This is a genomic window from Cupriavidus sp. 01T418 (genome assembly GCF_056398885.1).
On the sequence record NZ_JBFTQG010000070.1, the window covers coordinates 1 to 22031 of the forward strand.

21 protein-coding genes and 2 pseudogenes are annotated in these 22031 nt (G+C 65.6%); 5 read left to right on the forward strand and 18 right to left on the reverse strand.

All coding sequences use genetic code 11. From position 1 onward, the window contains the following. Nucleotides 1-21 precede the first annotated feature (21 nt). Nucleotides 22-1254 (reverse strand): type II toxin-antitoxin system HipA family toxin, encoded by a 1233-nt coding sequence (locus AC1DQ3_RS34325; RefSeq protein WP_477124557.1) that lies wholly within the window; start codon nucleotides 1252-1254, stop codon nucleotides 22-24. Then, nucleotides 1254-1730 (reverse strand): helix-turn-helix transcriptional regulator, encoded by a 477-nt coding sequence (locus tag AC1DQ3_RS34330; RefSeq protein WP_477124558.1) that lies wholly within the window; start codon nucleotides 1728-1730, stop codon nucleotides 1254-1256. The genes AC1DQ3_RS34325 and AC1DQ3_RS34330 overlap by 1 nt, the downstream gene beginning before the upstream one ends. Nucleotides 1731-1959: 229 nt before the next feature. Here AC1DQ3_RS34330 and AC1DQ3_RS34335 point away from each other — a divergent pair, with 229 nt between their 5' ends. Together AC1DQ3_RS34335 and AC1DQ3_RS34340 are read left to right on the forward strand one after the other, a co-directional pair. Then, nucleotides 1960-2670, forward strand: coding sequence for a DNA-binding protein (locus AC1DQ3_RS34335; protein WP_477124559.1), 711 nt, complete (start codon nucleotides 1960-1962; stop codon nucleotides 2668-2670). Nucleotides 2671-2832: 162 nt separating this feature from the next. Continuing rightward, nucleotides 2833-2979, forward strand: coding sequence for a hypothetical protein (locus AC1DQ3_RS34340; protein ID WP_477124560.1), 147 nt, complete (start codon nucleotides 2833-2835; stop codon nucleotides 2977-2979). Between the two features lie 339 nt (nucleotides 2980-3318). Here AC1DQ3_RS34340 and AC1DQ3_RS34345 read toward each other — a convergent pair whose 3' ends face one another. From AC1DQ3_RS34345 to AC1DQ3_RS34355, 3 genes are all read right to left on the reverse strand, one after another. Beyond that, complete coding sequence (locus tag AC1DQ3_RS34345) at nucleotides 3319-3885, reverse strand: phosphate-starvation-inducible PsiE family protein (protein WP_477124561.1); 567 nt, start codon at nucleotides 3883-3885, stop codon at nucleotides 3319-3321. Between the two features lie 99 nt (nucleotides 3886-3984). Further along, entirely contained in the window at nucleotides 3985-4218 is a 234-nt protein-coding gene (locus AC1DQ3_RS34350) for an EAL domain-containing protein (protein ID WP_477124574.1), read from the reverse strand. Between the two features lie 4 nt (nucleotides 4219-4222). After that, the gene (locus tag AC1DQ3_RS34355) at nucleotides 4223-4573 is read right to left on the reverse strand and encodes an EAL domain-containing protein (protein WP_477124562.1); all 351 of its coding nucleotides are present in this window, start codon (nucleotides 4571-4573) and stop codon (nucleotides 4223-4225) included. 83 nt (nucleotides 4574-4656) lie between these two features. On the opposite strand from AC1DQ3_RS34355, the pseudogene AC1DQ3_RS34360 reads away from it, so the two are divergent. Beyond that, nucleotides 4657-4992, forward strand: a pseudogene (locus AC1DQ3_RS34360) (Hsp20/alpha crystallin family protein); the annotation flags it as partial. A 644-nt stretch (nucleotides 4993-5636) separates the two neighbouring features. On the opposite strand, the gene AC1DQ3_RS34365 reads toward AC1DQ3_RS34360, so the two are convergent. The 6 genes from AC1DQ3_RS34365 to AC1DQ3_RS34390 are packed head-to-tail and all read right to left on the reverse strand — an operon-like array spanning nucleotide 5637 to nucleotide 12826. Further along, a complete protein-coding gene (locus AC1DQ3_RS34365) occupies nucleotides 5637-7292 on the reverse strand; it encodes an acyl-CoA synthetase (RefSeq protein WP_477124563.1) in 1656 nt (551 codons plus the stop codon). A 28-nt stretch (nucleotides 7293-7320) separates the two neighbouring features. Then, a complete protein-coding gene (locus AC1DQ3_RS34370; protein ID WP_477124564.1) occupies nucleotides 7321-8463 on the reverse strand; it encodes an acyl-CoA dehydrogenase family protein in 1143 nt (380 codons plus the stop codon). Nucleotides 8464-8474: 11 nt separating this feature from the next. After that, nucleotides 8475-9605, reverse strand: a complete 1131-nt coding sequence (locus AC1DQ3_RS34375) for an iron-containing alcohol dehydrogenase (protein ID WP_477124565.1) — start codon at nucleotides 9603-9605, stop codon at nucleotides 8475-8477. A gap of 26 nt (nucleotides 9606-9631) precedes the next feature. Beyond that, nucleotides 9632-11200 (reverse strand): acyl CoA:acetate/3-ketoacid CoA transferase, encoded by a 1569-nt coding sequence (locus AC1DQ3_RS34380; RefSeq protein WP_477124566.1) that lies wholly within the window; start codon nucleotides 11198-11200, stop codon nucleotides 9632-9634. A gap of 37 nt (nucleotides 11201-11237) precedes the next feature. Continuing rightward, nucleotides 11238-11678, reverse strand: a complete 441-nt coding sequence (locus AC1DQ3_RS34385; RefSeq protein WP_045243143.1) for a MaoC family dehydratase — start codon at nucleotides 11676-11678, stop codon at nucleotides 11238-11240. Between the two features lie 26 nt (nucleotides 11679-11704). Then, entirely contained in the window at nucleotides 11705-12826 is a 1122-nt protein-coding gene (locus AC1DQ3_RS34390) for a glycosyl hydrolase (protein WP_477124567.1), read from the reverse strand. A 161-nt stretch (nucleotides 12827-12987) separates the two neighbouring features. On the opposite strand from AC1DQ3_RS34390, the gene AC1DQ3_RS34395 reads away from it, so the two are divergent. Continuing rightward, a complete protein-coding gene (locus AC1DQ3_RS34395) occupies nucleotides 12988-13866 on the forward strand; it encodes a LysR family transcriptional regulator (protein ID WP_316157661.1) in 879 nt (292 codons plus the stop codon). 57 nt (nucleotides 13867-13923) lie between these two features. Here AC1DQ3_RS34395 and AC1DQ3_RS34400 read toward each other — a convergent pair whose 3' ends face one another. From AC1DQ3_RS34400 to AC1DQ3_RS34430, 7 genes and pseudogenes are all read right to left on the reverse strand, one after another. Then, nucleotides 13924-15516, reverse strand: a complete 1593-nt coding sequence (locus AC1DQ3_RS34400; RefSeq protein ID WP_477124568.1) for an aldehyde dehydrogenase (NADP(+)) — start codon at nucleotides 15514-15516, stop codon at nucleotides 13924-13926. After that, a complete protein-coding gene (locus AC1DQ3_RS34405) occupies nucleotides 15513-16733 on the reverse strand; it encodes an ABC transporter substrate-binding protein (RefSeq protein ID WP_477124569.1) in 1221 nt (406 codons plus the stop codon). Before AC1DQ3_RS34405 ends, AC1DQ3_RS34400 begins: the two co-directional genes overlap by 4 nt. Before the next feature lie 55 nt (nucleotides 16734-16788). Next, nucleotides 16789-17817, reverse strand: coding sequence for a branched-chain amino acid ABC transporter permease (locus tag AC1DQ3_RS34410; RefSeq protein WP_477124575.1), 1029 nt, complete (start codon nucleotides 17815-17817; stop codon nucleotides 16789-16791). 13 nt (nucleotides 17818-17830) lie between these two features. Continuing rightward, on the reverse strand, nucleotides 17831-18718 hold the full coding sequence (locus tag AC1DQ3_RS34415) for a branched-chain amino acid ABC transporter permease (RefSeq protein WP_477124570.1): 888 nt from the start codon (nucleotides 18716-18718) through the stop codon (nucleotides 17831-17833). 21 nt (nucleotides 18719-18739) lie between these two features. Then, nucleotides 18740-19444, reverse strand: a complete 705-nt coding sequence (locus AC1DQ3_RS34420; protein WP_477124571.1) for an ABC transporter ATP-binding protein — start codon at nucleotides 19442-19444, stop codon at nucleotides 18740-18742. A gap of 2 nt (nucleotides 19445-19446) precedes the next feature. Then, nucleotides 19447-20226, reverse strand: coding sequence for an ABC transporter ATP-binding protein (locus tag AC1DQ3_RS34425; protein ID WP_477124572.1), 780 nt, complete (start codon nucleotides 20224-20226; stop codon nucleotides 19447-19449). A gap of 238 nt (nucleotides 20227-20464) precedes the next feature. Next, nucleotides 20465-20575 (reverse strand): annotated as a pseudogene (locus tag AC1DQ3_RS34430) (SDR family oxidoreductase); the annotation flags it as partial. A gap of 278 nt (nucleotides 20576-20853) precedes the next feature. Between AC1DQ3_RS34430 and AC1DQ3_RS34435 the strand changes: the two are divergent. After that, nucleotides 20854-22031 (forward strand): DNA polymerase ligase N-terminal domain-containing protein (locus AC1DQ3_RS34435; protein WP_477124573.1); only part of this gene is annotated, 1178 nt, incomplete at its 3' end.

The window sequence follows — 22031 nt, forward strand, 5'->3', positions numbered from 1 at the left end:
ACTCTTTTCGCAGCGGCGCCGCTAGCGGAGCTCCATGGCAGGGATGAAGTCAACCAATGCGCTGCTGCTCATGCCCAGTTGGGAGCCTACGTTGCGCCAGGCGCTCACCGCCGCTTCGACTTTGACCCAAATCGTTGCGGCGTCCTGCTGGTTGAGCCGGAAATAATGGGCGCCGTCCATGAGGGTCCGCTTGCTGTCGATGGGGCCAGAGTCCTCAGTGAGCCACGTCTTGCTCTCGCGGCGGTCACCTGGCATTGGGTTAAGGTCGAACGCCGGCGCCAAGCGCCAACCCTTGCCGCGTGCGTCGTAGAGCAGTCCGGTATTGCGCAGGTGGTCGTCCGTGTTGCAGATGAGGAAATTGAAGACCAGCCGGCGCCACAGTTCTTGGATGTCGGAGATGGCGCTCGAGCCCTCTTTCAGAAGTACGTCCACCAGTTCAGTGTAGGCGTGCTCTTCCTCACGGCCGTCGACCAGCAGCATGGTGGCTGCGGACATGTAAGGGATGCGCGCCCCATCGGCGGTGCGATCAAAGCGCCGGATCACCGCCACTGCTGTGTCGTTGATCATCGCCACACGGGCATGGGCAACACGGATGCCCGCCTTGGCCGCGAGGTGCATGGCCAGCACTTCCCCTCGGACCACGTCGCGCTTGTCTGCCTGGCTGGGAAATTTGCCTAAGGCCAACGAACCGTCAGTGTCCAGCACGGTCGACTTCGGACGCGCGCCGCCCAGCGACGTACCACGCCCAATTAGATACTGGAGATCCTGGGTGCTCTCGGTGCCGTCTTCCAGCGCCTGGGCCGCGTGCAGCACCTTGCCGAGTTCCACCAAGGGCGGGACGTGGTGATGGACGCCAGTTGCATGCAGATAGATCCGCTGCTCGGGATCGAAGAGGCGTAGCGCACCGACGCGCGCCACATCGTCGACCCAGGTAAGATAGTCGACGGGATCCAAAGGGGGCACATCCCGTTCCTTCTCGCGCATCTTAGCGTGCGCGCGGCGGATCACGCGTTCTCCCCACGAATCGGGGCCGGTATCCTCCAGCGAGCGGAAATACACTCCCGTCGGGTGCTGCACAGTGAGTACCGGCTGCAGATCCGCGGAAACAGCAAAGTACCGATCGCTTTGGAGCCATTGCTCGTCGTAGCGAAACGCGCTGCGCTTGCCGCTGCTAAAGAGCAGGCGACCCACCACCTGACCGCCTGCGCCGAGATGAACTTCCAGTTCCTGCCGTTTAGCTTGCTTGCCTGCCATCAAAAACCCTCAAGGTCGTCCGAGTCGGTTGGCCGGTCACGGTTCGGAGTGCGATCGTCCCGCTTGGTTTCGGGAGCCTCCGGGACGGGTGCGCCCTCGCCGGCCTGCTTGCGGTCAGCGGAAGTACTCACTGCCACACTCGATTTTCGGCGCCCGTGAACGCGCTTTGGTAGCTGCTCTCGCGCCAGATCCAGACCCAGCGCATCCTGCTCCGGGGCTAGCACCTGCAGCATCGCGTCTAAGCGTCCCAAAATGTGCAGCGCGCGCAGAAAGGTGTGTAGCGCCGTGCCCGGATGACCGTCCTCCATGCGCCCGATGGTGTTCACCGACGTCCCGATGCGCTCCGCTAGATCCTCCTGCGTCATGCGGCGCATACGGCGCGCCGCCGATAGGTCCTGTCCTAGAGTCCGTAAGGCTCGCTCGACCGGCCGCGGCATGGCCACCTGCGCACCGGATCGCTTCAAGATCGCAGTCATCTTTAATCCATCAAATATGGGATCTTATACATTGTAAATCACCAGATATGGGTGATTATGCATGAACACTAAGAAGAATAGTACAATTCACCAAATTTGGTTGGTTAACGCAGTTAAGCCACCAAATTTGATGGTTGTCTCAGACCATCTTGTCCCTGCCTCCGTCGATGGGGAGCGGAAACAACGCGTGTTCTTCTCCGTTCGGCCGTAGCGACAAACGGCTTTCATATTGCAAGATATCGAATACAAAGTCGCCGAGGAGGCTGCCTCCGAAGCGGATGCAGCGTTGGCCCAGCCGATGCATGAGCTTTCCGTGTACAGCGCCAACGGCGAAGCGCTGGAGGCAGAACGAGACGCGTTGGCGGTGCAATTGCTCCAGATCACCACGGAGCGCGGCACGCTCGCTGGCAAAGCCGCTGGTCAATCCGACGAGATCGAACGACTGACCCGAGTTGCCGAGCGCGAGCGCGAGGCTACCGCTGTCGTATGGCGTATGTTGGCTCAGGCCGAACTCAGGTTGGAAGCGGTACCGCGCCTCGACGAGGAGTTGGTGCAACTGCGGGCTCAGCTGGTTGCCGAGCAAACGGCACGCACGGAAGCCGACAAGATGGCAGCCGTCGCCGAGGCACGGCGGGCCGCCGCCGAAGCGGCCCAGGCACAAGCCGAGGCACGGCTGGCCAGCGCGGAGCAACGGGAAGGTCGGGTACGCGTAGAACTGGTGGAAGCGCAGGCCGCGCACCAATCCACGCAAGAGAGGCTGACCGAGGCCGTCGGCGTTGCTGCCGGCGCTCAGGCAGAACTGAAAGCATGGCGGGAAAAGCAGGCTGAAGCCGCAAAGCAGGCCGAGACCAAGGGCCATGCGGAACTGGACGCCCACGGCGCCGGTAGCGACGCGCAGAGACCCGCCCGCAGCCGCAAACCGCCTGCCGCCGTCCCTTGACTTCGATGGTGGGAGGGCATCCTGACAGAAACACTCAAGGTTCCGGCTTCGCAGCCGAAGGGCCCTCATCTGTCAGGAGAAATACATGCGTAGCACCATCGCGCGATCGGCGCCGCCCTCACCTTTTCCGCCTCGCCCGCGTCGGCGGTTGCTACTTGCCGCATGATGCCGACGTTTGCGTCGCTGTGCGCGAGCACCCCCGCCGACCTGCCAAAAGTGCTGGGGGTCTTCGTCGCGGTGGTCACTGCCATTTACCTGGCCGGTGCGGCGATCGTTCCGGAGACCGCCGGCCGCCTTGGGGAAAAGTGAGGGTGACTGCGCAGTTAGGGAAAACCGACCGTTCAGGACTGTCGCAGGGCTGGACGGTCAGGCATCCCTTCGTGCGCTGGCATGGGCCTCGACGGCGCCGCTGCGTCCAGGCGCTGTTTTGCCCAGTTGCGATGTTCGAGGGCGCGCCAATCCCGATGTGCAAACAACTGACTGGAGAGCCCGTCGCGGGAAAAACGCACATCGGGTTCGGAGGGAGGGGACGGCGCTCGCCGTTTCCTGCCGCTATCCCATCGGCCCTTTAAGCCGTTCGCGGATCGCTGGCGAAGGCTGACCAGAACCATGACGCGGATGTCCGCTTTCGAGAAGGCCACGAGTCGCTCAGGCATTCGCATCCTGATGGTTGCCGTCTCGTTCCATGCCTCGTTGATGCGCCGCCTTCATAAGCGCAGGTTTGCCCTGCTCAGCCAGCGCGGCATCAACCGGGTCGTCGCGCTGGCGCATCAGCCAGTAAACGATGCCGAGCGCAACCAATGCAGCCGCAAGAGCAGCGATATGCGCGGGCGCCGTGGCCGGGTCGAGAATGATGAATTTGCGCGCTATCGCCAACAGGGCAATGAGGATGACGGTCTTGACCTGGACAATGTGGTCGCGCCGCACCATAACCCTGGTGATTGAATGCTTGAACTCCATTGCGATCAGCAGTGTCATGACCATGCCGAACACCGATTGAAACGTCCCATGATCCAGAGGGTTCAGTGCGCCCGACATAAGCAACATGGCGACCGCGCGTATCAGTTGCCAAAGCGATACGACGATGATCACGGAGACCACTGCGCTCAGGACGTGGGCAACGATCTGCTCGAAGCGCTCATAGAAGTTCAGAACGCGCCACTGCAGCCGAAATGCATCGAAATCCTTGCGCAGGCTGCCACTTTCATTCCTCATGGTTCACCCTTCCAGATAGATAGACATCGACGAAGCGAATTGGGAGAGAAGCCGGGGGCATGAGCCTCTCCCGGCTGGGCTTAAGGCTTCCTTAACATATTAGGGTGCGGAATCCCCAAAGTCATTTAAAGTTCCATATCCGGCTCTTGATAGCGGCACGCCGTGCACACGCTCGCCTAGCCAGCGGCGCAAGGACGAAAGCGCCATCGGCCGACCGAAGAGGTAGCCCTGCGCAAGGCGTACTCCCCTGGAAATAAGCCTAGCCCGCTGGTCCTCGGTTTCCACGCCCTCGGCTATTACCGTCAGGTCCAACGCCCGCGCGAACTCGACCATCACGTCAATGACCGTTGAACGCCACGTGGAATGTCGGAGGAAGCGCCAGTTGCGACAGGTCACGCACAACTTGCGGGATTAGGATTCGCGTCAGCGCCACCGCCATCCGCCGTTGTTCGATAACGGAGATGAAGGCGCCCGGCTCGAGCAGGCCGTGACGCGGATGCCGCCAGCGGGTCAGCACTTCGACGCCGAGGCACGCCCCCAATTCAAGGTCGATCACCGGCTGATAGTACGGAATAAACTCACCATTTCGCAGGCCCCGGCGCACATCCGTCGCAGAAGACTTGAGCAGTGCCTGCAGCAGCCGTGCCCCATGGCCTCGGAACCCGCCAGCTAGGGTGCGCCTTAGCATCCTTGCCAAGACCGATGCTTCGCCACGCCCGCTGCTCACGATGCCGCTGGTAGATGAAGGGTGACTGACGTACCGCGCCCGGACGCCGAGTCACGCTGCTTCCCGCAGTTGACATCTTCGAGGACAGCAATGGTGTCACCGTCTGGGCCGACCTGCCGGGCGTCACCAAGGACAAGCTCAATGTGAATGTCCACGATGGCAACCTCCATATCGAGGCGGAAGCCGTGGTGCCGACACCGTCTGGCCTGCGGGTGCAACATGCGGAAATTCGCGAGCCGCACTTCGCACGCGCGTTCTCTCTGAGTCCCGAGTTCGATATGTCGAAGATTGACGCGCACCTGCAGGATGGCGTGCTGAAGCTGACGATCCCACGCCGTGACGAAGCGCGGCCACGTCGCATTGCGGTTACCGCCGGGTGAATGCTGGAGGGCCATCCGCGGCACCGGAAACGGTGGCGTGCGGGTGGGCGCCGCCGTCGCCCCCCCAGAAGACGCGGATGACCGTATTGGCGACCCCGCCACCATGGCTGGGCCTTTGCGGCGTCGCCGATGGCCGGGCGCGACCGGTCGTTGCCGACGGTCATTCGTTGCTATCAAATGAGCATTTGGCAGGAGGGTAAGATGAAAACGGAACTGGGCAAATGGAGCCCCTTCAAGTTCCTACGGAAGACGACAGCTGACAAGCAACCGATGGGGAATGCGCCAAACGTCCCCGCGCCGAGGCACGGCACGCCCGACTGGCCTGACGTTTCGCGGCTGTTTTCTAGCGATCCCTGGCGAGCGATGGGAGAATTCCTGCCCGACCCGGGCGCGGGCTTCGGTGGTTTGGATCGATTGGTAGCCGATGCCGTGACGTCTGGACAGCCGCCGTGCCTGCCGTGCGGTGGCACTGCGCCAGTCACGCATCTCGCGCAGGATGTCGCCCAGGCGGTCGATCAACCGGTCTTCGCTGCCGATGCGATGCCGGACATGAGTCTTCTGCCCCGCCACCGCCGGGCGCTCACGGATTCCCCGAGTGTGGAGAGCAGGCTGGTCGGACCACCGAAACACATCCACGGGCGTGCTCACGCCGGAACGTCGCCAGGCCAGAAAGCGCCGGAGCTTGCTCGTTGCCTGAGGAGGAACTTTTGGATCTTGCCGGTCGACGTCCTGGGAAGGTGGTCGATGACCACCTTCTTCGGCGCCTTGAAGTGCGCCAAGTGGGCGCGGCAATGTTCGATCAGTTCTCGCTCGCCGACCGTCGCGCCATCGACGACTTCGACAAAGGCGCATGGCGTCTCCCCCCAACGCTCGTCCGGCTGCGCGACGACGGCTGCCACGCGCACCGCAGGGTGCCGGTAGAGCACCTCCTCCACCTCCAGCGAGTTGATATTCTCTCCGCCCGAGATGATGACGTCCTTGGAACGGTCCCGGATCTGTACATAGCCATCCGGACAGACGACTGCGAGGTCACCCGAGTGGAACCAGCCGCCGGCAAAAGCTTCCGCCGTGGCCTCGGGGTTCTTCAGGTAGCCCTTCATCGTCATGTTGCCGCGGAACATGACTTCGCCGATGGTCTTCCCGTCCCACGGCACCGGCACAAGGGTTGCGGGATGCAGCACGGCCATGCCTTCCTGCGCGGTGTAGCGGACGCCCTGCCGTCCTTTCCGTTCCGCCAGCGCACCGATGCCGAGGTCGTCCCATTCGGGCTGCTCGGCGCAAACCGCCGCGGGGCCGTAGACCTCGGTCAGCCCGTAGATCTGGGTGATCCTGATCCCCATGCGCAGCAGGCCCTCGATCACAGGCATCGGCGGYGCCGCGCCGCCGATAAGTCCGTGAACCGGATGGTCGAGGCCCGCCCTCCACGCTTCGGGTGCGTGAGCAAGCATCGCATGCACGATCGGCGCTCCGCAGTAGTGCGTGACCTGGTGCTCGCGAATCGCATCGAGCATGGCGGCAGCATCCACCCGCCGCAGGCAGACGCTGGTACCGGCGTTGGCCGCCAGCGTCCAGGCGAAGCACCAGCCATTGCAGTGGAACAGCGGCAGCGTCCACAGGAAGACGGCGTGCCGGGGCATGCCCCAGTCGAGCATGTTCGACAGCGCAGCCAGATAGGCACCGCGATGGTGGTAGACCACGCCCTTTGGGTTGCCCGTGGTGCCGGAGGTGTAGTTGAGGGCGATGGCCTGCCATTCGTCGGCGGGCTCGCCGCCCTCCCAGTGCGGATCGCCCCCGGCCAGGAAGCCCTCGTATTCGATCTCCGCCAGCCTGCGGCCCCCTTCGACGGTGGGATCGACGATGTCGATCACCAGCGGCTTGTCGTCGAGCAGCGCCAGTGCGGCTTCAACTACGTCCGCGTACTCCGTGTCGGTGACCAGCACCTTCGCATCCGCGTGCCTGAGCATGAAGGCGATGGCGGCCGCGTCCAGGCGCACGTTCAGCGTGTTCAGCATGGCGCCGCTCATGGGCACGCCGAAATGCATCTCCAGCATCTCCGGCGTGTTGGCGGCCATCACGGCCACCGTATCGCCAGTCCTGACGCCGGCGGCCACAAGCGCCGACGCGAGGCGGCGGCTGCGGTCCAGCATTGCCCGCCAACTCGTGCGGCGCTCGCCGTAGGCGATGGCTGTACGCTCAGGGTAGACCTCAGCCGTCCTGCGCAGGAAGGAGATCGGCGTCAGGGGCACGAAGTTGACCGGGCTGCGCTCCAGCCCATCCGCGCTGTGTTCGACGTGTTCCATGGATTGCCTCACTGGCTGCAGCCGTGCGTCAGCGCATTACGTCGCGGGAGATGATCATCCGCTGGATCTCGGAGGTCCCCTCAACGATCTCGAGCACCTTGGCATCCCCGAACGCGCGCGATACCGCGTACTCCGTCATGATCCCGTTGCCGCCGTGGATCTGCACGGCCTGGTGGGCTGCCTCCATGGCCTTCTCGGTCGCGAAAAGCTTTGCCATCGAGGCCTGCCGATCGTAGGGCCGGCCCTCGTCCTTGGCCACTGCGGCTTCGTAGAGCATCAGGCGGGCAGCGTGCGCGTGGGTCGCCATGTCGGCCAGCTTGAACTGCAGCGACTGGAACTGGTTGATCGTCTTGCCGAACGCTGTGCGCTCGCTCATGTAGCGGACGGAGCGTTCCAGCGAGCCCTGCAGGATGCCCAGGCCCAGCGTTCCGATCAGGATGCGGCCGGTGCTCACCTGTGACAGGGTCTGCCTGAGGCCGACCCCGACCTCGCCGAGCAGGTGGTCGGCAGGAATGGCGCAGTCCTCGAAGAACAGCTCGAATGTGGTCGATCCGCGCCAGCCGATCTTGTGCAGCTTCTTGCCATGGCTGAAGCCGGGCGTGCCGTTCGGCACGATGAAGTTCGAAATCTCCTTGCGGCCGTCGGGCCGGGTTCCCGTCACCGCCGCAATGACGATCGGGCCGGTGATCTCGGAACCCGAGTTGCTGATGAAGGTCTTGGCGCCATTGATGACCCAGCAGCCATCCTTCAGCACGGCGCGGGTCTGGATATTGGCGGCGTCGGAGCCGGCGTTCGGCTCTGTCAGGCCGATGCAGCCGACCTGCGTGCCCGTCAGGATCGGCCGCAGGAACCGCGCCTTCTGGCCGTCGGTGCCATAGTTGTTGAGCAGGCTGGCCGCCGTCGAGTTGGCCATGATGGCCACCGCCACGGCGCAATCGACGCGGGCGATCTCTTCGAGCGCAATGGCGAAGCCAAGCCAGTCGCCGCCGCTGCCTCCCCAGGCTTCGGGGTACGGCAGCCCGATATAGCCCAGTTCGCCGGCCCGGCGCCAGATCTCGTAGGGAAAACTCTCCTCTTCCCACAACCGGTGGGCGACCGGTGCGATCTCTTCCTCGGCGAAGCGGCGCACCGCCTCGCGGATCATCTCGTGGTGTTCTGCGATGTATGACATCGTCTTTCTCCTCAATACGATTCCTGCAGCATCGCCAAGTAGTCGTCGACCGTGGCAGTGCGGGGATTGGTGGCGTGGCAGTGGTCCTTCGTGGCGGCGACCGCGATGTCCTTCAACACGTCACGCGGCACGTCCATGGCGCCGAGACCAGCCGGCAAGCCGAGACGGCCGTTGAGTTCGCTGATGGCCTGAGCCGGGTCCCCGCCGGCGGGCAGGCCCATGGCCTGCACCAGTGCGGCCTGCTTGGCTTCGGTCGCCGGCTTGTTGAAGCGCAGCACGACCGGCAGCAGCACGGCGTTCAGCGTGCCGTGGTGCAACGAGACGCCGGGCACCGCGCCCAGCGGGTGCGACAGGGCGTGCACCGCGCCCAGCCCCTTCTGGAAGGCCAGCGCGCCTTCCATTGCGGCCATCATCATGTTCCAGCGCGCGTCGCGGTCGCGGCCGTCGGCGGTGGCCTTGCCGATATTGGCCATGCCGCGGCGCAGGCCGTCCAGGGCGATCGCCTCGGCGGGCGGGTTGATGGCCGGCGCCAGGAAGGTCTCGATGCAGTGGGCGATGGCGTCCATGCCGGTCGCGGCGGTCAGGGCCGGAGGCAAGCCCAGTGTCAGTTCGGGGTCGCAGATGGCGAGCTTCGGCAGCAGGAACGGACTCAGCAGCCCGAGCTTGCGGCCGGACTCCATGACGATGACAGCGCCCCGGCCCACTTCGCTGCCGGTACCCGCGGTCGTCGGGATGGCCACCAGCGGGGCGACCCGGCTGGTGATCCGGCTCGCGCCGCCCTCCACCGCCGCGTAGGTCTGCAGCGGTGCCGGGTGGGTCGCCAGCAGCGCAGTGGCCTTGCCCAGGTCGATGGGCGACCCGCCGCCCACGGCCACGATGCCGTCGCAGCCATTGCCGAGGTAAAGGCCGGTCGCGGCGGACACGGCGGCTTCCGTCGGGTTGGGTGGGGTGTCCTCGAAGACGGTGGGAGTGCAATCCGGACCCAGGGCCCCGAGCACCTTGTCGGCGATACCGGCGGCGCGGATGCCGCGGTCGGTGACGATCAGCGGTCGCTGGATGCCCAGGCGCTGCAGCTCGGCCCCCAGCATCCGGATGGCGCCGAAGTCGATGTGAACGGTAGTCAGGTAGTTGATGACAGCCATGTTTTCCTCGTAGATATGTCGATGCGTCAGGCGCGGAACAGCGTCGGGTCCATGCACGGAAGCGGCTCCGCCACGCGCACCGGCGGGAAGGCCATCAGGTCCAGCACCTGCGACCTGACGTCGATGCCGGGCGCAACCTCCTCCAGCACCAGTCCGTCTGGCGCCACCGAGAAGACTGCGCGCTCGGTGATGACCTTGGCCTCCTGGCCGCGCTCGGCCACGTTGCGCCCGAGCGGATAGGTGATCTCGTCCACGCGCTCGACGAACTTGCGCACGCTCCCCTCACGCCCGACCGACAGGAAGCCGTCGGTGGTGTCGGCGGCGAGGCCGCCGGTGGTGAAGGTGCCGGTGAACAGCAGCTTGCGCGCGTTGTAGGCGATGTCGATGAAGCCGCCCGGCCCCGGATTGGCCGCGCCGAAGCGGCTGACGTTGATGTTCCCGGCCCGGTCGAACTGGGCAAAGGCCAGCGCCGCCATCGGGCAGTTGCCGCCGTCGATGAAGTCGAACTGCGAAGGGCCGTCGATCAAGGCCTCCGGATACTTGTTGGCGGAGAATTGCCAGCCGCTCATCACGACGCCGCCGAAGGGGCCGTGCTCGGTGGTAAAGCTGTAGCGATGCAGGCCGCCGTCGGCGAACAGGCCGTCTTCCATCATCACCGTGGGCACGTCGGACGAAGCGCCGAAGCCGAAGATGCTGACCTCGCCGGGGCTGATCTCCCGGGCCGCCCGCCGGGCGATCACCTTGTCGGCGCCGGGCGGCAGGCGGTCCGAGGCGCGGCCGTCGAAAAGCTGGCCGCCGAGATAGGCATCGTCGTACCGAACGTCGGTGGTCATCATGGCGTCGGGTTCCACCACGACGCGATCCACCAGCACGCCGGGAATCCGCACCGCGTGCGCCGGCCGGGCGTGGCGCGGCACCAGCTTGCGCACCTGTGCGATCACGGTGCCGCCCGACGCCTTCACAGCCAGCGCCATGGCCAGCGCGCACGACGTGATCGGCTCGTCCTCGAAGCTCAGGTTGCCGTGCTCGTCGGCGCTGGTGGCACGCAGGAACGCCACGTCGAGCGGCCAGCTCGGATAGAACAGGTATTCCTTGCCGTCCAACTCCTGCACCCGCACCAGGTCGTCGGTGGCGCGCGCCGTGTACTTGCCGCCCTGCTGGCGCGGGTCGATGTAGGAGCCGAGGCCGATGCGGGTCAGGTAGCCGGGGCTGCGCCGGGCGACTTCGCGCAGCCAGTGCATGGTGGCGCCGATCGGCCAGCAGTAGGCTTCCACCCGATTCTCGCGGATCAGGCGCATGAACTCCGGGCGCTTGCCGGTGGCCGGATTCACCGCATTGGTGAAGTTGCCCGACACGATCCGCTTCATCAGCCCYTCGACGGCAACGTGATCCATGCCGCGGATGCCCATGCCGTCGCCGACACTGACCGGGAAGTAGAACGTCAGGTCACGGGGCGACCCCGTCTCGTGGAAGCGTTGCGCCAGCGCCTTGAACAGGGCGTCCGGCGTCAGCCAGCCGATTACGCCGACGCTGCCCACGCTCTGGCCGGGCCGGATGTCCGAAACGGCCTGCGCCGCAGTGCAGATCTTGCTCATGCGATCCCTCACCTTTCTCGCCGCTCGCAGCCCGTGCTCAGGCCTGGAAATGGATGATGTGGGTGCCGACGCAGACCGTCTCGCCCCGCTGGTTGAGAAGAGTCGCCTCGGCCCACAGGCGCTTCTTCTCGTCGTCGGCGCGGGCGATGCGGTAGTTCACGGTGAGGGTGTCGCCGATGCGCACAGGCTTGGTGAAGCGCACGTTGTCGTAGCCGTAGGAGACGGCCGGGCGCTGGATCATGTCGAGATACTTGGTCACGGCGCCGGCGATGAAGCCGACCATCATGGCGCCCTGCGCGATGCGGCCGCCGAAGCCCATGCGCTTGCAGTACTCGTCGTCCATGTGGTTGGGGTGGTTGTCACCGCTGATGCCGGCGAAGGCGTAGATGTCGTACTCGCCGAGGGTGCGGGTATAGCTGGTGTGCGTGCCAATGAGGGTGGACACGGCGCCTTCGTGCGGGATCTTGATGTCGGACATGTGGGTTCTCCGGAAGTGGGTTGGGTTCAGACCTGGGTGGCGCCTACCGTGCCCGCGAGGATGAGCAGGGATTCGAGGAGAAAGTAGTCGCCCCAGACCAGTTCGTTGTCCATGGCGACGCCATTGCGCTTGTTGAAGCACCCGCCGGTGAGGATGCCAGGCTGCCGTACATCGCCTGGGCCAACCGGGGTCAGGAAGCGGGTCACGAGTTGCTCGATGCTGTCGACGGCGGTCTGGCGGTAGACCGCCGCGCGCTCCGGGATAAGCGCGGCCAGTTTGAGCAGGCTGGCGGCGGCGATGGCGGTGGCCGAGGTGTCGCGGTTAGTGTGCGGGATGGCGGGATCGTCGAAATCCCAGAAGGCCACGCGGTCGGCGGGCAGGTGCACGACCCACCAATCGGCCACGCGGATCGCGTCGGATTTGAACGCCTGCTCGCCGCACGACAGCGCCTGCGCGAGGCCGAGCATGCCCCACGCCTGGGCGCGGGCCCAGGTGCTGCTGTCATGGATGCCCTTGTGCGTGTAGCGCTTCACCAGCGAGCCATCGGCGGCGTTGAATGTGGCGGACTGGCAAACCGAGCCATCCTCCCGCACGCACAGGGCAATGTGCTGGCGCAGGTGCTGGCGGCCGATCTCGCCCGTGCCGAGGGCGGCGTCGTGCCGCAGCAGCAGCGCCACGGTGCCCGGAATCGCATCGATGTTGGCCTCGCTCGTCCCCACGCTGGAGGCCTCCTCGGCCTCGGTGCCGAGCGGGATCAGGCGGGCCGCTTCGCTGTACATCTCCGCCAGGCCACGCGTGCCGTCGAGCGCGAGCCCTGCGGCCTGCGGATCGGCCAGCAGCGAGCCGCCGAGTTGCGCGCCGTACCAGAAGAGGAATCCTTTGAACACCGACTTCGACGCCACCCGCGGCGCCAGCCGTGCGGACCACATGCGGGCGCTGTCGCGGTACTTCTGCTCACCGGTGCGCAGGGCAGCCAGCCACAGCATCCCGACCCAGAAGCCCCCGGTCCAGTCGCCGGCCGGCGAGCGTGTCCAGGTGCCGTCGGCCGGGTTGGCATAGTGCGGAAAGCCCGCGTCGTCCTGCGCGATCGTCGCATCGATGCGTTGCAGGATGCGGCCGAGCGCGTCATCGACCAGTCTGGAATCCATATGTTTGTCTCCATGCATATATTGGCTTGTCCGGTCTCCGGTGCCAGCCTTGCGGACCGGCAGGGGTGGAGCGCGGAGCGGGTATGCATGGATCGTAGGGATTGCGCAAATGAGTGTCCAATATATAATTAATCGCTCTTTTATACTCACAGGATATAGCGATGGACCTTCGCCACCTCCGGTACTTCATCGCCGTCGCCGAGGAGCTCAACTTCACGCGGGCGGCCGAGCGCCTGCACATCGCCCAGCCGCCGCTGAGCCTGCAGATCCGCCAGCTCGAGGAGGAGATGGATGTGACGCTGCTGAACCGCTCGCGCCGGCACGTGGAACTGACCGAGGCGGGTCGCATTTTCCTGGAGCAGGCGCGGCAGATCCTGCGCGCTACCGAGAGTGCGGTCATCCAGGCGCAGCGCGCCCATCGCGGCGAGACTGGCCGGCTGACGGTCGGCTTCTTCGAGCACACGTCCTATACGCTGCTGCCGCCCATCCTGCGCGCCTACCGGGAGCGTTTTCCCTCCGTGGAAATCCTGCTGCGCTGGTTTCCGGTCGTCAAACAGGCGGAGGCGCTGCGCCGGGGTGACGCGGATATCTCCTTCATGCGGCCGGTGCCCGACCTCGAGGACGTGACGTGGGAAACCATCCTCGAAGAGCCGTTCGTGCTGGCCGTGCCGGCAAGGCACCCGTTCGCGAACGCCGAGTCGATCTCGCTGAAGGATTGCGCGCAGGAGCCCTTCATCATGTACACGCCGGAGGTGGCGCCGGACTTCCACGCTATGAACATGCGCATGTGCGCGTCGGCGGGCTTCGTGCCGAAGGTCGCGTCGGAAGTGGGGCAGGTCTACACCCTGGTCGGCCTGGTCAGCTCCGGTGCGGGCATCGGCTTCGTGCCGGCGTCGGTCCGGCAGGTGAAGTTCGACCACGTGGTCTACAAGCCGATCGAAGGCCGGCAGCCGACAGTCGAGATCATGCTCGGCTATAGCCAGCGCACCCCAACGCCGCTGATGACCGCGTTCATCGAGACGGCGAAAAGCATGCTGTGAAGGTTCCCACGGCCTCGCCCGCTGTAACGTGGGCGAGGCGGAGGATGGCGCGGACGTTCAGTCGCGCCGGAATGCCGGCAATAGGCAGCCGTCGACGTGGCGGTCGAGCGCCAGCGGGTTGCCGTCGGCCAGGGCGGCCGGCAACAGTCGGGATGGGAAGTTCTGATAACAAACGGGGCGCAGGAACCGCTCGATAGCGGCGCTGCCGACCGACGTGCTGCGCGAATCGGACGTGGCAGGGAAGGGGCCGCCATGGACCATGGCATGACTCACTTCCACGCCGGTCGGAAAGCCGTTCACCAGGATACGGCCCGCCCGATTTTCCAGCAGCGGCAGCAGTTCGGCCGCGAGGGCCTCGTCCGCCGGCGCCATCTGCAGCGTGGCGGTCAGTTGCCCCTCCAGCCCGTCGAGCACCGCCACCATGTCCGCCGCCGAGCGGCACCTGACGATCAGCGAGCAGGGTCCGAAGATCTCCTCACTCAGTTCCGGAAACGCCAGAAAGCTGGCCGCGTCGGTGGCGAACAGATGGGCCGTCGCCGCGCACGCACCGCTGCCGCTCTCGCCGGTGGCCACGGTTCGGACTGCCTCATGCGCCTGCAGACGCGACACCCCGGCGGCGCAGGCGCGGCCGATGCCGGGGGTCAGCATCGTACCCGCCGGCTTGCCTTGCACGGCCCGCCCGGCTTCGTCCTCGAAGCGGTCGCAGTCTTCCCCTTCCAGCGCGATCACCAGACCCGGGTTGGTGCAGAACTGGCCGACGCCCATCACGAGCGAATCGACGAATTCCCGCGCGATGCCTTCGGCACGATCTGCCAGCGCATGTGGCAGCAGGAGCACCGGGTTGACGCTGCTCATCTCGGCATAGACCGGAATCGGCACCGGCCTGGCCATCGCCTGCCGGAAGAGCGCAAGGCCCCCGGCCCGGGAGCCGGTGAAGCCGACCGCCCGGATGGCGGGATGTCCGACGAGCGCCTGTCCGACGTCATTGCCGACGCCAAAGAGCAGCGAGAACGTCCCCTCCGGCAGCTCGTATTTGGCCACCGCCGCCTGGATGACCCGGCCGACGAGTTCGGAAGTGCCGGGATGCGCGGGGTGGGCCTTGACGACCACCGGGCAGCCCGCCGCCAGCGCCGACGCCGTGTCGCCACCGGCCACCGAGAACGCCAGCGGGAAATTGCTGGCGCCGAAGACGGCCACCGGCCCTAGGGGGACGTTGCGCCGGCGCAGGTCCGGGCGCGGGAGCGGCGTGCGATCCGGCAAGGGCGTATCGAATGTCGCACCATGCCAGTGCCCGGCCCGCACAACCCCGGCGAACAGCCGCAACTGGCCGGCCGTGCGCGCCCGCTCGCCCTCCAGCCGCGCCCGCGGCAGGGCCGTCTCGGCCATGGCGCGCTCGATGAGGGTGTCGCCCAGCCCTTCGATGCCGAGGGCGATGGCTTCCAGAAAGCTGGCGCGCGCCTCGGGCGTCGTCTCGCGATACCTCGCAAAGCCACTGGCAGCGAGGCGGCAGGCCCGGTCGACGTCGTCGGGGCCGGCGCCGCCGAACGCGGGTTCGATGTCGGCGGCAAGCGCCGGAGAAAAGGCCCTGAACGCGCCGGCGGTGCCGCTGACGCAGTCCTGCCCGATCAGCATGTGTCCGGTGATCTTCATGACGTCTTCTTCCCAACGAGCGGGCAGCCACCCTCTTCCATCGGCCGGAACGCCTCGTTGGCCGGAATGGTGGCGATGAGCTTGTAGAAGTCGCCCGCATACTTTGATTCCGACGGCTTCTTCACCTCGAACAGATAGAGCGGGTGGATCTTCCGGCCGTCTTCGCGGATGCTGCCCTTGCCGAACAGCTTGTCGTCGGTGGGCATCGCCTTCATCTTCGCGACCACGGCGGCGCCGTCGCCGTCCGCCTTCATCGCCGCCACTGCCTTCAGGTAGTGGATCACCGCCGAGTACGTGCCCGCCTGCGCCATGGTCGGAAACTTGCCGTTGTTGGCGGCGGCGAATTCCTTGCCGAACTTGCGGTTCTCGTCGGTCATGTCCCAGTACCAGGTCTCGCTCAGCAACAGGCCCTGGGCGGCCTTGAGGCCGAGCGCCTGGACGTCGCTGCTGAAGACGAGCAGGCCCGCCAGCTTCTGGCCGCCGGCGGTCACGCCGAACTCGGCGGCCTGTTTGACCGCGCCGATGGTGTCGCCGCCAGCGTTGGCCAGGCCCACTACCTGCGCCTTCGAGGCCTGGGCCTGCAGCAGGTAGGAGGAGAAGTCGTTGCCCGGAAACGGATGCCGGATCTTGCCGAGGACCTTGCCACCGTTCTTGACGACAACGGCCTCGGTGTCGCGTTCGAGCGAGTGGCCGAAGGCGTAGTCGGCAGTCACGAAGAACCAACTCTTGCCACCCGACTTGACAACCGCCTTGCCCGTCCCATTCGCCAGCGCCCACGTGTCGTAGGCCCAGTGGATCGCATTGGGCGTGCAGGCCTTGCCGGTGAGGTCGGAGGTGCCGCCGCCGGTGACGATCATCACCTTGTTCTTCTCCTTGACCACCTGGTTGACCGCCAGGATGACCGACGAGGTCGGTACGTCAACGATGGCGTCCACCTTGTCCACGTCGAACCAGCGGCGGGCGATGCTCGCCCCGACGTCCGGCTTGTTCTGGTGGTCGGCGGCCACGATCTCCACCTTCAGGCCATGCTTCTCGGGCGCGAAGTCCTGGACCGCCTTCTTCGCGGCCCAGACCGAGCCGGGACCAGCCAGCCCGGCATAAACGCCGGTCTGGTCGTTGAGCACGCCGATCCGGACCACGCCGTCCGTGATCTCGGCCTGCGCCGTCGAGGCCGCCAGCAGCGCGGCGAGCGAAAATAGCTTGATGCGATTGTTCATCCTGTGTCTCCTCTACTGTGGGGTATATATGGGCTGTTCCGTCCAGCGCTCGATTTCACGCCTTTCCTTCCACGCGCCCGCCATGCACGCCTGCTCCGGCGGGCGTTTCGTCATGACTTGGTGCCGGCACGGTAGCGTGGCGCGGTGCGGCCCGGCCGCGGCGGTTGCCGACGATGTTCTGGCACAACGCGTTCAACTCGCCGACGATGCCGCAGCGGAACGCCAGCACGCACACGACGAAGATGCTCCCCATGATCACGGTGATCATGGAACCGACCTTGTCGGCCAAGGCGTTCTGGATGGCGACCACGATGCCCGCGCCCACCACCGGGCCGAAGGCAGTGCCAAGGCCGCCCAACAGCGTCATCAGCACGACTTCGCCGGAGGTGTGCAAGTGCGCGTCGGTCAGCGTGGCAAACTGGAAGACCAGGGTCTTGGTGGCCCCGGCAAGGCCAGCCAGGCCCGCCGAGAGGACGAAGGCCAGCAGCTTGTAGCGCGCAACGTCGTAGCCCAGCGAGGTGGTGCGCGCCTCGTTCTCGCGGATCGCCGTCAGGATCTGGCCGAAGGGCGAATGGATGATGCGGTGGATCAGCCAGAAGGTGAACAGGAAGATCGCCAGCACGAAGTAGTACATGCGCAGGTCCGACGCCAGGTCGATCAGGCCGAACAGCCTGCCTCGCGGAATGGCCTGCATGCCGTCCTCGCCGCCGGTGAATGGCGCCTGCAGGAACAGGAAGTAGAACATCTGTGCCAAAGCCAGCGTGATCATCGCGAAGTAGATGCCCTGCCGGCGGATAGCGAGCGCCCCGACGACAAAGCCCGCGGCAGCCGAGATGGCCGTGCCGAGCAGCAGGCCGAGTTCCGGGGTCAGCCCCCAGGTCTTCATGCCGTAGCCCGATATATAGGCCGCCGTGCCGAGGAACGCCGCATGGCCGAACGACAGCAGGCCGGTATAGCCGAGCAGCAGGTTGAAGGCGCAGGCGAACAGGGCGAAGCACAGCATCTTCATCAGCATCACCGGATAGAGCACCGCCGGGGCCCCCAGCGCGCCCAGCAGCAGGACACCGTAGCCAAGATTTCTCATTTTCATACTCGCCTCACTTTTCCTTGCCAAACAGGCCTGCCGGCCGAACCATCAGCACGATGACCATGATCACGAAGACCACCGTGGCCGACGCCTCCGGATAAAACACCTTGGCCAGTCCTTCGACCACGCCCAGCCCCAGCCCGGCGACGATCGCGCCAAGGATGGAACCCATGCCGCCGATCACCACCACCGCGAACACGACGATGATCAGGTTCGACCCCATCAGCGGACTTAGTTGCCCCGTCGGTGCTGCCAGCACGCCGGCCAGCCCGGCCAGGCCCACGCCGAAGGCATAGGTCAGCATCACCATCACCGGCACGTTGATGCCGAAGGCTTGGGTAATGCTTGGGTTCTCGGTGGCGGCGCGCAGGTAGGCGCCGAGGCGGGTCTTCTCGATCGTGAACCAGGTCAGCAGGCACACTGTGAGCGAGGCGCCGATGACCCACGCGCGGTATTTCGGCAGGATCATGAAGCCGAGGTTGAAGGCGCCGGCCACCTCGTCGGGAATCGAATAGGGCTGCCCCGAGACGCCGAACTGGAAGCGGAACAGGCCTTCGATAATGAGCGCCAGCCCGAAGGTGAGCAGCAGCCCGTACAGGTGGTCGAGCTTGTACAGCCACCGCAGCAGGCCGCGCTCGATGGCGATACCCGCCAGCCCGACCAGCGCCGGCGCCGCCAGCAGCGACCACCAGTAGCTGATGCCGAGATACTCCAGGCCCGCCCAGGCGACGAATGCGCCCATCATGAACAGCGCGCCGTGGGCAAAGTTGATGATGTTGAGCATGCCGAAGATCACGGCAAGCCCGAGGCTGAGAATCGCGTAGAACGAGCCGTTCACCAGCCCGAGCACGAGTTGCCCCAACAGCCCCAGTAGCGGGACTCCCAGAATCGTTGTCATGTCGTCTCCTCCGCAGCGGTCTCAGACACCCAGGAGTTCCTGGAGCAGGTGCTGCTTCTCGTGAATCTCGTGCTGGTGGATCTGCGCGGCGATTTGGCCGTGCTCCACCACGTACATGCGGTCGGCCAGCGGCGCGGCGAACCGGAAGTTCTGCTCCACCAGCACGATCGTGTAGCCCTTCGCCTTGAGGTCGCGGATGACCTGGGCGAGCTTCTGCACGATCACCGGCGCCAGTCCCTCGGAGATTTCGTCCAGCAGCAGCAACCGCGCCCCGGTGCGCAGGATGCGCGCCATCGCCAGCATCTGTTGCTCGCCGCCCGAGAGCCGCGTGCCCTGGCTATGCCGCCGCTCGTAGAGGTTGGGGAACATCGCGTAGATCTCGTCGAGGCTCGTCCCGCCGCCACCCACCTGCGGCGGCAGCAGGAGGTTCTCCTCGCACGAGAGGCTGGAATAAATCGCCCGCTCTTCCGGGCAAAAGCCGACGCCGAGACGCGCGATGCGATGGGCCGGCATGCCGATTGCCTCGCTGCCGTCGATCATGACCGAGCCGGCGCGCCGCCCCGTCAGGCCCATGATGGCGCGCAGGGTGGTGGTACGGCCTGCCCCGTTGCGGCCGAGCAGGGTCACGCACTCTCCCTCGTTCACCAGCAAGTCGATGCCGTGCAGGATGTGCGATTCGCCGTAGAAGGCATGGAGGTCGGTGACCCGCAGGTACTCCCTCGCCATGATCAGTACCCTCGCGGCGCAGCGAGCGCGGCATCAGCGCTGCCCATATAGGCCTCGATGACCTGCGGGTTGGCGGAGACTTCCGCGTATGTGCCTTCGGCCAGCACGCTGCCGCGCGCCAGCACCGTGATGGCGTCGCAGATGCCGGACACCACTTTCATGTTGTGCTCCACCATCAGGATGCTGCGATTGGCCGAGACCTTCTTGATGAGCTGCATGACGCGGTCAACGTCTTCGTGGCCCATGCCCTGCGTGGGCTCGTCGAGCAGCATCAGCTCGGGGTCGAGGGCCAGCGTGGTGGCGATTTCCAGCGCGCGCTTGCGGCCGTAGGGCATCTCGGCGGTCGTCATGTCGGCGAAGTCCTCCAGTCCGACGTCGGCGAGCAATGCCATGGCCCTGTCATCGAGCGATGCGAGGACTTTCGGCGAGCGCCAGAACTGGAAGGAAATCCCGAGCCTGCGCTGCAGCGGGATACGCACGTTCTCGAGCACGGTCAGGTGCGGAAACACCGCCGAGATCTGGAAGGAGCGCACCACGCCCCGGCGTGCGACCTGCACCGGCTTCTCGCCGGTGATCTCGGCACCGTTGAACCGGATGGTGCCGCGCGTGGGATCCAGAAACTTGGTAAGGAGGTTGAAGCAGGTGGTCTTGCCTGCGCCGTTCGGACCAATCAGCGCGTGGATGTGCCCACGCCTGACCTTGAGACTGACGTCGTTTACGGCGACAAATCCCTTGAACTCCTTCCTCAGTCCGACGGTTTCAAGAATGAGATCGTTTGCCATGGTCATTTCCGCGCCCGTGGTTGGGTCTGCTGGAGAATATGGCCGCAGCTAGATCACGTCCAATATATTATTGATTAGTCATTGACACTTTTTGAGTATATATATCGGCGGCGCGCAACCAGCCGCGCAGCTCGCGGATTGTCGCGGACGTCAGGACACGACGGAACGCTCTAGGCTGGCGCGTGGCGCCGGGTGATGGTGTCCGGCCGGGCCATGGTCGTGCTCCCGTCCAACCCGGGGCCACCAGAACCAGCACGGCTGCCTTGCGGGCGCTCACCAGGCCTACGCCACTGCTGGCGCCGGTCAGGACAATGGTCTGCCACCCGATCTTCTTCAGAGAAGGCCTCATCTGTTGGCTTGTGCTGCACACGCGTCGCGGCGCCGCAGGCAAGGCCACCTGCAGCGGGCGCGCTGCCGGCTCTCATCTGTGCAACAGCCGGAATCACGCAAGGAGTGTTCCCGGCAGGGAGCCACATCCGGCGCGGCACTGCAGCACCAGGACTTACAACAGCCGGTAAGAACCACATGCGAGCCCCATGACCGTGCTTGTAGGACGAGCGCCGATTTCCGTCGCGCCGCGTACTGCATAAGCTGAATCCCATCTATGTTCAGTCAACAGGCACCGCCATGGCCAGGACCGCCCGTCAGGAGTCGGACAACGACCACGCCGCCGCCCGGAAACGCCCGCCGGCCAAAAAGCCCACTGGCACCCGATTCGATGGCACGCTGGGCAAGTACCAGCGCAAGCGCGATTTCAGCGCGACACCAGAACCGCGAGGCACACCGGCCGCGAGAAAACGCACGAGCGGCACGCGCAAGCACGAACACACCCTCTCCTTCGTGATCCAGAAACACGCCGCGCGACAGTTGCACTATGACTTCCGCCTTGAGCTGGATGGTGCGCTCAAGAGCTGGGCTGTCCCCAAGGGACCGAGTCTGGACCCCGCTGACAAACGCATGGCCGTCCATGTGGAAGACCACCCGCTGGACTATGCCAACTTCGAAGGCGTAATTCCGCCGGGCCACTATGGCGCCGGCACGGTCATCGTCTGGGACCGCGGCGTGTGGGTGCCTGAAGCCGATCCGGACGCCGCCTACCGCGCCGGCAAGCTGAAGTTCGAGCTGCGCGGAGAAAAGCTGCACGGACACTGGACGCTGGTACGCATGCACGGCAGTCGGCAGAAGGAGCAGGACGCCTGGCTGCTGATCAAGGCGCCCGACGAAGACGCGCAGCCGGCATCGGAGTTCGACGTGGTAGAAGCGCTGCCAGACAGCGTGCTCGGCGGGACGGCAMGCAGTGCCACACGCAAGACAACGAAGGCCGCAGGCAAGACAATCGCCAGTGGCAACAAGAAATCCGCGGCCGCGCTTGCGCTACCGCGCGGCGCCAAAAAGGCAACGCTGCCGCTCGCGCTGGCACCGCAACTCGCAACGCTGGTTGATAAGGCTCCATCAGACAGCGATGCGTGGCGCTACGAGATCAAGTTCGACGGCTACCGCCTGCTGGCGCGCATCGACGGCCGCGATGTGCGGCTCTTCACGAGGCAGGGCCACGACTGGACCCCGAAGCTGAAGGCGCTCGCGACGGAAGTCGGCTCGCTTGGGCTGCCGGACGGCTGGCTGGATGGCGAGATCGTGGTGATGGGCAAACACGGCGAGACGGACTTCCAGGCGTTGCAGAACGCTTTTGAGACGGCGCATGCCGACACCATCCAGTACTTCGTGTTCGACCTCCCGTTCTACGCCGGCCATGACCTGCGCAAGGTTGCGCTGGCGGAACGGCGCGCGCTGCTGCGCCGCCTGTT